The 15403-nt window shown below is 54.0% G+C and carries 4 protein-coding genes; 1 reads left to right on the forward strand and 3 read right to left on the reverse strand.

The annotated features are described in order from the left end of the window. Positions 1 to 13 precede the first annotated feature (13 nt). The 3 genes from IG168_RS19605 to IG168_RS19620 all read right to left on the reverse strand — a co-directional run bounded on the left by IG168_RS19605 (position 14) and on the right by IG168_RS19620 (position 12302). Complete coding sequence (locus IG168_RS19605; RefSeq protein WP_193166299.1) at positions 14 to 511, reverse strand: SMI1/KNR4 family protein; 498 nt, start codon at positions 509 to 511, stop codon at positions 14 to 16. 48 nt (positions 512 to 559) lie between these two features. Continuing rightward, complete coding sequence (locus tag IG168_RS19610) at positions 560 to 4939, reverse strand: RHS repeat-associated core domain-containing protein (protein WP_226877165.1); 4380 nt, start codon at positions 4937 to 4939, stop codon at positions 560 to 562. Between the two features lie 376 nt (positions 4940 to 5315). Beyond that, the gene (locus IG168_RS19620) at positions 5316 to 12302 is read right to left on the reverse strand and encodes a fibronectin type III domain-containing protein (protein WP_193166302.1); all 6987 of its coding nucleotides are present in this window, start codon (positions 12300 to 12302) and stop codon (positions 5316 to 5318) included. 1932 nt (positions 12303 to 14234) lie between these two features. On the opposite strand from IG168_RS19620, the gene IG168_RS19625 reads away from it, so the two are divergent. Further along, a complete protein-coding gene (locus IG168_RS19625) occupies positions 14235 to 14651 on the forward strand; it encodes a hypothetical protein (RefSeq protein WP_193166303.1) in 417 nt (138 codons plus the stop codon). Positions 14652 to 15403: the final 752 nt, after the last annotated feature.

A 15403-nucleotide genomic window follows, 5' to 3' on the forward strand; every position in this document is an offset into this window, starting at 1 on the left:
ATTATGGCGCCAATTATTCTTCCATCACTTCTCGATACGCTTCGACAAAATTATCGAATGTCTCAAAATCTGCCAGTGGATTTATGGATATATTCCCCTTATCCAGCCGCAAAACATTACCATTCTCACAATCGATTACATATGGACAAGCATCTGCTTCATCTCCAATATAAACATAGCTATTTGGCCAACTCGGTAACCCATATGCTCCATATCGATACTTCAATGTGAAATCAATTATCTGTCGAGCATCGTCTAGAACAGCAGTTGAGTCTAAAAAATCAGGACGATCACCCAACAGGACAGCAATATAACGAGGAGGCAGGGTAACGCCTAGCTCAGCTTGAATTTTCCGCACCTGCTCAAGGTCAACAATACGGGGAGATTCTGGAATAGCATTCACACCCTTATTAGCCCCCGCACTACCCTTAAAAAATATAAAATAAAATATGGGCACTGCAAATAATAGAAAACCTACAACCACCAACAAAAATGAACTAATCGGAGACATTCTGCACCTTTGTTTCAAAAGTATTGCGCCATGTAAACAAATATAACATCAGCACTCACAGGATCCCGATCCCATCGCTTGCCCAGCGCCATAAGCTCCCGCGCCTGCGGCCCCTCCCTTCATCCATCCAGGCAGATGTAGAGCTCTCTCCATGGGAGACATATGCTCAAATTTTGAGTTCATACTCTGACTCACCTCAGTCTGAAGATTTGCCGGGTGATTTTTAACACTGTGAGGCATGTTACCTCTCTGTTTTGCAAATATATGATCTGTTGTTGCCCAATCTTTATTCGGCGTGGAACTTGAATTCTTTGGAATATGACCTTTATTTTGTAGCTTTCTTCTCATCTGAGGCCAATTTCTGCTCTGCTTATAAATTTGCTTAATCTCTTTCCTTGCCGCCCACTTCATAGTTCCAACAGTAAGCCCTTTGACGATCAATCCAGTACCAGTTGCCTCAGCCAGAGCAAGCCCCAGATTAAGTAACCCTTCTCCTAAATTACCACAGCGGAAAGCGTCGTATGCATTCAAGAGAGAGCCAACTACGGGAACGAACCCCATAACATCTCTAAAACTCAACAACCCAAGAGGATCAAGAAAGAAAGAAGGTGACGCATTAGCATATCGGTATCCATTTAAACCACCTAACAGGCCTATAGGATCGACCTCTAAATAGCGACCACTTTTAGGATCATAATCTCTGAACAGGTTCTGGTTTAAACCAGACTCTAAATCAAAGTACTGTCCGGGAAGCCGCAGATTATTCTCAACAGTCTCTGTCAAAATTTCAGCTTTTCCGAACGCTTCGTATCGGGCATCCCAAACAACAGCCCCGAATTTATCCACCATACGCTGTGGTGTACCAAGATGGTCGTTTTGGTAGTAATAAATTTCACCAGTGGAAACCCGTTGGAACAGCGGCTCGGTCATCCACGGCATGCCCGGCTTGAAGTGATACTCCTTGATCAGCTTTCCGGACTGATCGTATTCGGCGGCCATTCCCTCCTCGTTATAGAGAAAATAGGTCACCTGCCCTGTCTGCTTACGGATACGCTGCCCGTAAGGATTGTATCGGTACTGACCGACAGTAGTGCCGTCCTTGTCGACGGCGATCAACCGCTCCTCGTGGTTGTAGTGGTAATCCCAGGTAACGCCGCTCTGTACTTTCTGGGTGGTGTGGCCGTTGTCGTTGTACTGGAAGCTGACGGTTTCGTCGCCGCTAATTGCCGTCAGCTGGTTCTCTTCGTTGTATTGCAATTCCTGTGAGGTGGACGGAGTGAAGTCTTCCCCCTCTACCTCACCGTCACTGTGCCCGGTGCGGTTGCCGACGCCGTCATAAACGAACTGTTCGTCGTTGGCGGCGCTTTCCGCCGGATAATCTGCCTGGGTCAATCGATACAGTTTGTCATAACCGAAATTGTAATCGCCGTGCTCGGTGCTGATCTTGCGGATATTGCTTTCCAGGTCGTATTCGTATACCGCCCGCGCCTTGTCGTTACTGGCGCTGTCTTCCAGTATCCGCTGCTTGACCCGCAGGAAGTCGTCGTAGCTGAGTGTGATGCGGTTGCCGCCGGGCAGCAGCAGTGTCTGCGGCGCCAGCCAGTCGAAGTCGGTCCAGGCCAGTTGGCCCTCGCCGGGGATATGCACCGCGGCCAGCTGATTGTTCTTGTTGTAGTAGTAGGTGTAGGTAATGCCTTCCGGATTGGTATAGGTCTTCTTCAGGCCATTGCCGTAGTAGCTGTAGCTGTAGCTCTTGGAGAAGACGATCTCCGCTGCCTGGGCGCCCTCACCAAAGTAATCCACCGTCACCAATTCGAGCCGGTTCAGGCTGTCGTAGCTGTAAGTCTCGCGGTGATTGACGATATCCGCGGTGGCATTGGCGGTATCCGCACCCGGCGCCTGGGTATAACCGGTGTACTGGGCCTTGGCGTTGTAGTGGTAGTCCACCACCTTGATCGGCTGCGCGCTGTCCTTATTGGCATAGACCTGCAACTTGCTCAGGCGGTTGGCGTCGTCGTAGCTGTAGGCGCGCTCTTCCTGCTCCGGATTGGTTACCGCCACCAGATTGCCATTGGCATCGTAGTCGTAAACCCGCTGCTTGTTGGTGCCGATGAAGTCGTGCTTGGTTTCGGTTTTCAGGCGGTCGTTCTTGTCGTAGGTGTAGACCGTCAGGCGCCCCTCCGGGTCCTCAACCTGCAGTAGGTTGTCGCGGGCGTCGTAGCTGAATTCGGTCTTTTTGGTTTCACCGTTGACCGGATCGATAATGGCCACCAGCCGGTTCAGCTTGTCGTATTCGTACCTCTCGGTGTTCTCCAGCGCGTCGGTATCGCTGGTCAGGTTGTCGCCCAGGTCGTAACCGTAGGAGCGCAGGTATTCGAGGTTATTGGCCTTCTGCTTGCTCTGCTCGATGCGGTCGCGCTTGTCGTAGCCCAGCTCTTCCGAGTAGGTGGGGTAATCGATCTTGTGCAGCAGGTTCTGCTGGTAGTTGTACTCAGTGCGGTTCTGCTCGCCATCCACCACCGCGCGCAAGCGATTCTGGCCATCGTACTCCAGGCCGATACTGGACTGCTCCGCATCGGTAATGGTGGCCAGGCGGTTGCCTTTGTCGTAGGTCAGCGCCAGTTCATTGCCGCTGTCGTCCGTGACGGTCAGCGGCAGGCCGGAGGCGTTGTTGACGATATGCAGGCTGCTGCCGCTAGCGTCGGTGACCATAACGAGATCGCCGGCGGCGTCGTACTCGTAACTGAAGCCCTGGTCGTAGGGGTTCAGGTCCGAGAGTAGATTGCCGACCGCATCGTAGTCGTGGGTCCAGGATTTCAGGCGCGCGTCGACGATGGTGTGGGCGTTGCCGTTGATATCGTAGCTCTGGTATTCGGTGACTTTCTGCTCCGGGTCCGTAACCTTGGTGACATTGCCGTAGCTGTCGTACTCCCAGTGCGCAGTGGCCAGCGCGGTATTGCCGGCTGCGCTCTCACCGGTGGTCTGGGTCAGCATCTGGCCGTACTGGTCGTAGGTGTAGCGGGTGATGCGCTGGTCGGGGGTGCCAACGGCCTCAGTCAGGGTGATCAGGTTGCCGCGGTCGTCGTACTCGTACTCTGTGATGATGCCGCGCTGGTCGCGCTCCCGCACCGGCAGGGTCAGCACTGTGTTCCAGTCGGTGGTGGTGTAGGTGCCGTCCGGGTATTCGGTGCGGGTGACGTTGCGGAAAGTGTCGTAGTATTTCTTTGTCTCAAGTCCACGCGCGTCTTTGGTGACACTGTTCAGGATACGGATGGGCTTGAGCTCCAGCGGAGAGTTGTAACCTCCTACAGACTGGTACTGTCGAGCAATATCCTTGGCGGTGCGATCGCCAGCGAACTCAAACTTGGTTTCGAACTGCAGTTGCCCGCCTACCTGCTTCTTGATCGCCATATTAAGAGCGTTGTACCAGCGCTCGGTGATCACGCCCGACTTTTCGGTGTGAGTGACTTTGTAAACCTTGTTGCTGTCGACGCTATGGCTATAGGTCTCACCGCTGCCGTCTGCGCGTTCGAAACCATTCACGTGGCCGTCGGCATTGGTCGAATAAGTAATAACTTTGCCATTCGGATCCGTCATGGTATCCAGAGTGATTTTTTTGGTATTACTGTCTATTTTGTACTGATATTTCCAGCTCTCACCGCGGACATCGATCACTTCTATTAGGCGGCGGTAAGTAATCAGGTTGCTGCTGTCCTCTCCGTAGCGATATTGAACGGTACGCCCGCTATAGTCCTCAACACTGGTTAGCTGGTAGAAGTTAGAGCCAGCGAGCCCGCCATTATCGATATGCTGCCAGTGATAAGTAATAACGACATTGCCATTGTGGTCGCGAATCGTCTTTATGTGATGGCTATCGTAATCAAAAGAGACGCGAACGTGATTCCTATCTTCGTAATAGGAAATCTCATTGTTCTTATAAAAAATCAGATTCCCATGTCGGTCGCGCCACGTATAGTCATCGCCATTCTTGGTGATTGTGTGATTAACCAATGAGTGATAAACATTACCGACGCTGCTAATACACCCCAGATTTTCATCACTTAACGTAAACGCCTCCGGCCGGTATGCGAGTTCATTCCGATAGAAGTAAAACTGGTACAACTGCTTACAGTCGATACCAGAAGATCCCGCCTGCTGTTGCGCGGTAACGAAGCGCCCGGGTCGCCCCGTTCCCGCACGTTCGCCAGACTGGAAAAATTTTTTACCGAAAAGATCTACCGCAGCGAGTTTTTCTTCGGATTCGTACAGGTCGAATATGTCTGGGCCTGCTGCAATGCCACCGCTTTCGACAGCCTGGGTGAGTCCCTGGTGGTTCAGGATAGGATTCCAGCGACTATTCCACTCCCAGCCGTGATTCGTCCACCGACGATTTATACGGACATAGCCACCCAGAACCTTGACTCGCATATCCTCAAGGTCTTCCATATTTTCTGAGGTTGCGGTTCGCGGAGCTGAGTTATCACTGATGACACCGGGTTTTGCCTGGGCCGAGGGCGCAGCCAGTAGAGCAGTCAGCGACAGGCACGCTGCGGCGACTGAGAGCCAGTGCTTCTGAGCCACTAGCACCCTACAAAGCGCTCCACGATCGTCGAAGGCTGTTGCAGTATCCTTCAGGCGCGTTTCCCCGATGCAAAACTTCATGTCACTTTCCTAAAGTTCTTTTTCTTGTTCCTTTGGCGACGTCGCGCCACCGTCAGGTAGTTTTCATATTTTTTATTAACCAGGCGCCCGAGCTAACCCGGCCGGCGACGTTGGTGCCCCACCATCCCCGCAGCGCCGGATATCACCGGGCGCTGGTGTTGTACTTGTTGCACTCGTCACAGGCCGGTTCCGCATCACAGCGCAGCGTATCGACATCGCCACCAATCGGCGTATAGCCGCCGCCATAGCTGGAGCCGCTACCACCGCCGCCGCCGTAGTAGTAGCTGCTGCTACCACCACCGCCGCCGCCAGTCGAACCGCAGGAGCCGTAGGAGGCCGTGGACCAGTGCGTGGAGGTGCCACCGGGCACTATCGTGCCGTTGGCACACTGGCTCTGGTAGCTCACGTTGTACTGGAAACTCTGACTGCCACACCCAGCGCCACTGGCCGCGCCTTCCTCATCCGGATTGAAGTCGCGCAGTGCGGTGATGCGGTAGGGGATGTAGATCACTTCACCCGCCTCAATGGTGTCCGGAACCTCGGCGAGGAACTCAAAAGAAACCACATCGTTACCGGAGGGCAAGGCACCGCTGACATCGTCGGCGCGAATCAGCCCGTAGTTGGTGAGGCTGAGCTCGCCGGTAAAGACATCCCCCTTCTTCATATCCGGCAGGGTAACGCTGAGCGGATCGAGCATGACCACTGCCACCGGTACATCGGTTTCGAAGGTAGCGTCGAGCTTGATTTCGTAGCGGTCCTCCAGATTGATCTCGTTGACCTGCCACTCCACTGAGATGATCTGGTTCATCAGGAAGGCTTCTTCCGCAACGGTAGTGCCCGGCTTCACCCACAAACGGCCGGAGGCGCTCTCGTGGTCGAAGGCAGTCACACGGTAGGCATAGCTGCCCGCCGGCAGATCCTCGAGGAGGGCTTCACCGTTGCCGTCACTGTTGATGGTGCGGGTTTCGGACAGCACCTGCTCATTCTGCAGCTCGATCTTGGCGCCGCTCAGCCCGGGGATCAGTTCATTGTTCTCATCCAGGGTGGCGGTGTAGATGTCGCTGATATGGAAGAAGGCATTGCCCTGCTCCGACGTAACAACGGCTACAAACAGCGGCACCGTAAACTGGTAGCCGCCATCGCCCTCTACCAGCAGCTGGTACTGATAGTTCCCCTGCGTCACGGAGGTATCCGGGCTGAAGGACAGGCTGATGTCGCGCGCTGCGCCTATTTCCATGTCGCCGAGGCTCATGGTGCCGTCGAGATGCACCCATGTTGGGACCGGGTTGCCGTCAGTATCCTGCAGCGTCAGGGTCGTATTGCGCAGGACGTCGAAGCCGGAGTTTTTCAGTGTCAGGTTTTCACTGGTGTTGCCACCCAGCGCGACACCGGTATCGACAAAACCCGGAGTCGCCGCAATTGACGGCTCACTATCGGAAAGCTGGTATTCCAGCACGACGTCTTCCAGGACCTGTTCCACGCCGTTGACGGTCGCCAACACCTGGAAGTACAGGGAACCTGTTTCTGGCGCCAGATTGTCCCCCGACAGGGTGAGATTGATCACCCCTTTGGCCCGCGGATCCAGGTTAATCACCGCACCCGTATCCAGGTGAATACCTGCGGGCAGCTGCAACTGCTCGTCACCGGGTGCAGCTACCGAAACCAGCCGCACATTTGAGAGCTCCGTGCCATAGCCAGCTTGCACCTTGATCGGTACCGTCTGGTTGTAGTTGCGCGGTATGTGAATATTCACCTGCCGCGGACTCACCTCCGACGTCAGGACGGCAAAGGTGCCCTGATTCGGACGCGAGAGGCTGTCCGGATGAATGATCGATACGTTCCAGTTACCACTCTGCCCCTGGGGATCGAATTCGTAGCTGAAGTTGCCAGCGGAATCGGTAATCACCGATACCTGGCGCTCGAAGCCACGCACTTCCATCACCAGCGTCAGCGGTACATTGGCGAGAGGCACATCGCTACCGCGGTCTATCGCGCGACCGGCAATGTTTACCCTGTCGTCCGCGTTGTAAAGCACATCGGGGGTGACGCTATTCAGCGCACCGTAATAGGCGGTTTCCTGCAGCGATGCGTCGATACGGGTACCGTTGCCCTCGATCACTACTTCTGTCGGCTTATCGGTGTGGTAACGGAAGTGGTCAATTTCCAACGCCACCGTCACCTGATCCGGTGCAGCTTCCGGAATCGGCACATCGATCCAATCGGATACAAAGCGCTCACCCGGTTGCAGGCGGGCCACGGTGTCACCGTTGGCGACGGTAATAACCTCGCCGGTAAACTGCTGTACCGGTTGCTCGGAGAGCAGGTTGCCATCCGCATCCTCGATGCGAATACGGACTTCGTCCGACACGGATTTGCCATTGCTGCGCGCCATCAATACTTCGGTTTCCACCCCGGAGGTGTTTTCCATGGTGAAGCGGATTTTGCCGATACCACCGCGATAGACGGTATCGGTGTCCAAGCCGAGGCGCAGTGCCGCATCGCCCACCAGAACTTCTTCCCCACTGCTGATGAACACTGATTCACCGGGCAGTGGGGACTGCTCGAGGCGCAATTGGATATCGCTGAGAGTATCCAGCTTGGCGTAACCGCCAATCACGATAGGCACTTCCACCAGCCCCCCAGCTGCGACTGAGAAGCTGGCAGACTGGTGTTCGCGCTGCACGCCATTGTCATTGACCGTGGCGAACAGCTTCACCCCTGAGATATCGCCGACCCCACGGTTCTGCACCCGGAAACGCACTTCGTTCATAACCCCGCGCGCCATTACCGGCTGCCCGTCCTCGGGCTTGATCACCTCCACCGACAGAGCCGGCAGCAGCAGACTGTGGCCAATACTGGTGGCTCCTTGATCGTCTTCAGCGACAACGGTATAGCGACGTTCGCTATTGGCTCCCTGAGCGCCGGCAATGTAACTGTCGTCCACAAACGTGGTCGGATTGCCGCCATGCGGAATCAGCGCAGTGGTAATTTCTTGCAGGTTGCCCTCATCACCGACATAGACGCGATAGCCGGCAATTGCCGCACCGCTGTGGTTCCACTGCAGCTGCGGATTGCCATTGGCGTTCACCGATACACTGAGATCCGTAACCGGCAGCAGACCGAAGTTCAGGTAAACCGTCTCGCTCGGTGCCGACTCGTTACCCGCTTCGTCCAGCGCCGTAACGACATAGGCGTGTTCGCTCTCACTGGGGTTGGCATCCAGGGCAATCTCTTCTGGAATACCCGTTTGCAGCGGAGCAAATGCCTTCAGGGTGGCGGTATCGACCGATTCACCTTCCGCCAGGTTCAGGCGGTATAGGTTATAAGTCAGGGTTCCACTTGCTTCGGCAGCGCCGCTTGCATCCAGCTCTGGCGCCTTCCAGGTTGCCACGATACCGGCGCCGTTCAGCTCCAGCGCCAACTCCGTCGGCACCGCGGGTGCGACGCTGTCTGCGCCGACTTCCACCGGTGCACTCATCGCACTGACGGCAACCTGGTTGTTGCTGCGGCGCTCGCTGGCGATGGCGTAGAAGTATTTTCCGTCGCCGCTAACCGTATCGCTGGTAGTGGTTTCTGAAAGGCGCAGGATTTCGGTGAATTCACTTTCACCTTCCGCCTTGCGATAGAGCACATAGCGAGCATCGTCCACGGCGTCCCACTGCAGCGCTATCTCGCCGCCAGGCATGGCCTTAGCGTTGAGGTTTTGCGGGATATCCAGCGGTGGCAGATCGCCCTGATACACCTGGAAGCTGTTGCGCACGCGAATCTTGCTGCTGACATTATCCAGGTCATCCGATGCCTGATAGTCAAAACGCAGGTTTTCCACAGCAGGGTTACCGGCATCATCCTGACCGGCACTGACCGGCAGAGTGAAACTGCCGACCCACAGCGTCTGCCCTTCGGTAGACTGCGCATCCTTCATCAGGCTGATACCGCTTTCATAACCGGCGACTTCCGCATTGTCGACCAGCGGCACCAGCATAGGCATTTCGCCTGCTTTGACTTCATCGTTCAGGCGCAGCACGACTTCCACCGACAGGCCGTTCTGCTCATCCACCTTGAGCGGTTCACCCGGGTTCAGGGTCAGTGCCGTGACTTCAGGCCCTCGGGCGTCGATTTGCAGAGACGTTCCTTGTTCAATGATCGTGCCGCGGTTGCCGACATCATCGTGGGCCGACATCACGGCATATGCAGGGCCGGAGAATGAGCCGGATTCAATCACGAAGCTGCCGCTGTACAGAGTGTCATCACTGTAATCTTTGCTCAGATCGACAGTAATCGGCACGCCGCCCTCCGGTACCAGGGCGAAATAGGGCTTGTTGCGAAGCGGCTCATCAAAGTGTACGGCGATTTCCACGGTACCCGGACCATGGCGCCCGCTGGCGGAGTCCACCAGACCGCTGGACTGATAAGTTACTTCCAGCGCATGGGGACCTTCGCTATCCGCCTTTGCCTCTACCACGCTGGACAAACTACTTTCTGTGGAAGCCGAGTTGACCGCAGTTACTGCGTAATAGTAAGTGCCATCTTCCGATGGCAGATCGGTAAATTTGGCCTCGGGGAGCAGTTTGTTGTTGATCTTCTGCGCACTCTGCAACGCGGAGAAGGGAGCGTTCGAGCGGTACAGGTTGTAGCCGCTGATCTGGTTGCCCGCATCGTCGCTCTGCACCGGATTCCAGTCTAAGGAAATCTCACCCAGGGCGCGCGCAATTGCACTGAGATCAGTCGGCGCATCGGGAATTGCCGTGTTGAGAACCACAGTTCTCACAGCACTCTGCTCACCAAAACCTCCGCGGTCAGGATATTCCGCAGCGGCACTGAGCGAGTTATCTCCCTCTAGTAGGGGGATTTCAACCTGGAATTTGCCATAGCTGTCTACGGAAACGACTTCACCGACTGGAATGCCGTTTCGATATACCTGCACCCGCGCCTGTTTTTTCGCTGTACCCGAGACTGTCAGGGTCGCCTGATTGGTCAGCCAGCCGTCGCTCGGACTTGTAATCTGTGGCGCAGGCGGTGCCGAGAGCGCCACGCTGAAACCGTATTGCTGGGTGTTGACATTTTCCCAGACGTCGTATGCCTTGACCGTGAGGATATGCTCGCCGTCAGGTACGCTAAGCAGCGCAATATTTCGACCATAAGTCCCACCACTGACGGCATACTCGGTGCCCAGCAGGTTGCCATCGAGATAGAACTCCACCCGCGCAACACCCGACTCATCGGAAGCGGCGATATTAAAACGACCATCCTGTATGAGCTGCGGATCAGCGGTGAGATCCAACGAATCGGTCCCCTGGCGATACTCCGCACTTTCTATGACCGGCGCTTCCGTATCCGCTTCCGGGGTTACCGCAACTGCTGTCACTTCCGGGGCCGAGCCACCTGAAATATTGACCGAAGCTACCGCGACATAATAAGTGGTGCCATTCTTCAAGCCGGCCAACGACCAGCTGTGTTCCACATCTGAAGTACTACCTTTACTGCGAACAGCCTTTGGCTGCAGTTCGGCAATAGAACTGAAATTACTTTCCTCAACGTATACCGCGTAGCTCTTTAATAGCTCATAGGGCACAACGCTAGACCAGTTGATCTCTATCTTACTGCTCTTGGGCGTGGCGGTGACAGTTGCCGGATTTGGCAGGAGAGTTGTGCCTGCGTTGGAAATACCTGTCGAACTATTGCCACTTTCATCGTAGGCATAGACGCGAACCGGGTAGGACGTGGCGGGATTCAGGCCGCTTACCAGATACTCTACCCGCGCCTGCGGATCACCCAGTGACGCCAGCGAAATATCATCCACCCGACCGTTTGGATCGTCCACGAATTCGACTTTATAGCCCGCCATATCCCCGGCAGAGTTTACGGAAGGATTCCAGCTCAGTTGTAAGTTGTCGGAACCTGGTTCAACTACAAAGTTCGAGATTTCATCTGGCGCCTCAGTATCCACCGGTGTCGCGGCAACCGAAGTGACGGAAGGATTGAACAAGCCCTGCGTATCGGAGGCAACTACCGCAAAGTGGGACTGGGTATCCCGCGGCAGCCCCTCAACGCGGAACTGCTTACTTCCCTGTGGCACCACGACTACCGGCGCTTTGCCGGCTATATCCGTAAAGCTTGCTGCACTTTGATAGACACGGTACTCGCCAATATCATTGCCATTGGCAAACTCGTCGTAGCCGCTCCAATCCAGCAGCAGTTCGGTACCGCTGCCACTGGCATCAATCGACAGGTCCACGGCGCCCGGAGGGTTGTTGTCGTAACGGATTTGGGCAAGAGTTGATTCGCTTTCGTTACCGGCGGCATCGCGCAATGTGAAGGAGACAGTGTTGTCGCCTTGTAACAGCGCCACTTGCGTACTCCAAGTGGAGTCGTCAGATGCAACTACTGCGAGGCTGCCATTAACCAGAACAGCACTACCCGCTTCTTTCGAGCCACTGAATACCTGAGCATTGACGGTGGTCACTTCCGGATACTCATCCAACACCGTGGGTGTCGGCGGCGTATAGTCGAGCTTGAAACTATAAGTGCGCTGGACGGACAAATTGCCGAACATGTCGGCTACGCGTGCCACCACCTCGTAGTCGCCATCGAGGAAAGGCGCCTCTGGCGTGAACTGGACTTGCCCCTCAAATAGGGCGAGGGAGCCCGACAGCGTAACCCCATTACGTTTGACAGCAATAGAGCTGTTCTCCAGATCAATCCCGCTGCCTTCTTCTGTAACCACTAGTGTGACGAAGGGCGGCGCGACGTTAATATTTCCAGTGGGATCAGCAGCGGTAATATTTGGCGCCTTGCTGTCCACATTAAAGATCAGAGAAACCGGTTCGGACTGGTTGCCACTAAGATCACGCGCAACCACTTCAATCGTGGATTCACCTTCCGGCAAATAGTAACTGCCGGTCCAGTTACCGGAGCCTACCGTTGCGAATTCATTGCCATTGACCAGGATAGCAGTGTTGTCCTCGCGGTTGCCGGACAATGTCACCCAGCGGCTATTGGACACAATAATCGCCGGCGACGAGGGCTGGTCGAGTGTCGGTACCGCAGGCCGGGTAATGTCAATCACTATCGGCGTGGTGAACTTATCCTCCACCGGTTCCTGCTCTATACCATCCTGATCCTGATCCATACCGAGACCATTCAGGCCGAATACATCTGGACCAGCACTGAAGCTATAAACCCCTTCGCCCAGATTTTGAGCGAAATTAACCTGAAAGCGAAAATCGTCAATTGCGGTAACGTTCTCCACAGCAATAAAGTTGCCAATGTCATCTATAAGCTCGAAATCACTGGCATCCACTGTGGCGTTATTGATTCCGATATTGAATTGAACAATTACGCTAGAAATTTGCTCATTGCTATAGCCATCAACACTGATAGATCTGACTCTAGGTGCGGTTATCCTTTCTGCGGTATAAACACTACCGGACTCTCCGGAAGCCCCTCCGTAGGTTCCTCCTCCATTGGCTTGGATATTATTGATAGCCAAGCCGTCCAGGGACTCGTAATAGACAGCAACTCGTCCGCCGCCGCCAGCCCCTGCGCTTCTTCCATAGCCACCGTTTGCGTGAATCGTCGCATTACTACTGGCGACTATCTCGCTTACATCAAGCCAGAGTGAGCCACCACTGCCAGCGCCAAAACCCGTACTATCGCCCTTCCCGTCCGCAGATATATCGCCATACAACTCCAGCTTTTCCGCAACGAGCTTGACTGCACCACCGCCGCGCAAGCCAGGCTGGGAATCATTCTGGAACCGCCCTCCCGTACCAAAATCAAATGGGGTAACGTCATTTCCGTAAGTGGCGTTGGTAGTGCCATCGTTAAGTACCCCACCTAAACCGCCATAACTACCACCGGACCGATAACTGACAGTCTCTGAAGGCAGGTAACCCTTCCCGCTGACATCTATAGATGAACCTTCCTCAATATAAATAGATCCAACATCTAAGGTTATTCCCGAAATAAATGTATCGGACGCAATAACAGAGGTTATTTTCCCATTGTTTTGGATACTAATTGATTCGAAATTAAAACTTTTGGCGAGTACTAACGTAAAACCGTCTACGATAAGGTCATTGTTAGTAGTGGAAAAATCTCCCTCAGCAATAACATATCCGCTGTCGCTCCCGACACCAAAAATCTGAGCCCCTAGTTCTGCCCCATCGCCGATAGTCAGCCGTCCCTTATCAACATAAATATCAGCATCTATCTGGCCAGTGAGATAAGTGGACTCGTAATTTTCAGCATTAGATAAATTGATAATCTGCAGCGTGGCATTATTTGAAACCAAAGAACGGTCATAGAGATAAACCGTTCCCGCGGCACCGTAGGCCGTAGTGGCACTGTAAGATCCGCCCGCCTGTGCCAGCACCTGCTGTTTGGTTTCAATGCCGCTCACCGCGTCATAATAGATCGCAATTCGACCGCCGCCGCCGGAAGCCGCACTCCAACCTTTACCTCCAGAGGCCTCTATCAATGTATCGCTATCGCCGATCAGTTCTCCTGCCTCAATCCAGATAGAGCCGCCGCTGCCGCCGCCAACATTACTCGCGTAGGAACCATTGGATAGAATTTTTCCGTAGACTTCAAAACGGTTATTAACCACTAGCTTAATGGCGCCACCACCGCGAGTGCCTTTATAGCTACTACTGTAAACATAGCCGCCTACACCAAAGTCCATCGGCTGCTTATAGTCCCCGAAGGGTGCATTGGTATCAACGGTTTTTGGATATCGACCGCCCAATCCCCCATAACTACCCCCTGATTCCGGATAATCCCCCGGCAGGGATAAGGAGCCTTTGCCACTGACATCCACGGAAGAAGTGGAATCAATAAGAAAATTTGTCGAGCTGACCGTCACCCCATTAGTGAATACATCGGACGCCCTGGGGGTAGTGATTTTGCCGTTGTTCGTCACCTGGACAGAAGCAAAACTTATATCTTTGGAAAATTCCAAGGTATAACCATTTACCAGCAGCGCACTATTGGCCACGGTAAATGTACCCTCGGCAATCACATACGAACTATCACTGCCACTACCAATAATCGACGAGCTAATATGTGCCCCATCACCTATTATCAGGCGCCCCTTATCGACATAAATATCAGCATCTATCTGGCCAGTGAGATAAGTGGATTCGTAATTTTCCGCATTGGACAAATTGACAATCTGCAAAGTGGCGTTATTCGAAACCAAAGTACGGTCATAAAGATAAACCGTTCCCGCGGCACCATAGGCCGTAGTGGCGCTGTAATTTCCGCCTGCCTGCGCCAGCACCTGCTGTTTGGATTCAATGCCGCTCACCGCGTCATAGTAGATCGCAATTCGGCCGCCGCCGCCGGAAGCAGCGCTCCAGCCTTTACCTCCGGAGGCCTCTATCAATGTATCGCTATCGCCGATCAGTTCTCCTGCCTCAATCCAGATCGAGCCGCCGCTGCCTCCGCCAACGTTACTCGTGTAGGAACCATTGGATAGAATTTTTCCATAGACTTCGAAACGGTTATTAACCAAAAGTTTGATGGCACCACCACCGCGAGTGCCTTGATAGCTACTACTGTAGACATAGCCGCCTACACCAAAGTCCATCGGCTGCTTATAGTCTCCAAAAGGTGCATTGGTATCACCGGTTTTTGGATCTCGACCGCCCAACCCCCCATAGCTCCCCCCTGACTCCGGATAATCCCCCGGCAGAGATAAGGAGCCTTTGCCACTGACATCCACGGAAGAAGTGGAATCGATGAGAAAATCTGTCGAGTTGACTGTCACCCCATTAGTGAATGCATCAGACGCCCTGGGAGTAGTGATTTTGCCGTTGTTCGTCACCTGGATAGAAGCAAAACTGATATCCTTGGAAAATTCCAAGGCATAACCATTTACCAGCAGCGCGTTATTGGCCACGGTAAATGTACCCTCTGCAATTACATATGAATTATTACTGCCACTACCAATAATCGACGAGCTAATATGTGCCCCATCACCTATTATCAATCGCCCCTTATCGACATAGATATCAGCATCTATCTGGCCAGCGAGATAAGTGGACTCATAATTTTCCGCACTAGATCGGTTAACAATCTGTAGCGTTGCATTTCCAGACGCCAGGGATCGATCGTAGAGATAGACAGTGCCTGCGGCTCCATACCCTTTTATTCCAGCCGCTACAGCCCCACTTTGTGCCAACACCTTTTGAGTTGTATCAAATCCCGTTAATTCATCGTAATAGAGCG

The organism is Microbulbifer hainanensis (assembly GCF_014904735.1).
GTDB classification, from domain to species: domain Bacteria; phylum Pseudomonadota; class Gammaproteobacteria; order Pseudomonadales; family Cellvibrionaceae; genus Microbulbifer; species Microbulbifer hainanensis.

Bases quoted from the DNA above. Each gene is read 5' to 3' on its own strand.
- IG168_RS19605 (WP_193166299.1), bottom strand. From the start codon at position 511: ATGTCTCCGATTAGTTCATTTTTGTTGGTGGTTGTAGGTTTTCTATTA.
- IG168_RS19610 (WP_226877165.1), bottom strand. From the start codon at position 4,939: ATGCGAGTCAAGGTTCTGGGTGGCTATGTCCGTATAAATCGTCGGTGG.
- IG168_RS19620 (WP_193166302.1), bottom strand. From the start codon at position 12,302: ATGGATCAGGATCAGGATGGTATAGAGCAGGAACCGGTGGAGGATAAG.
- IG168_RS19625 (WP_193166303.1), top strand. From the start codon at position 14,235: ATGTGCCCCATCACCTATTATCAGGCGCCCCTTATCGACATAAATATC.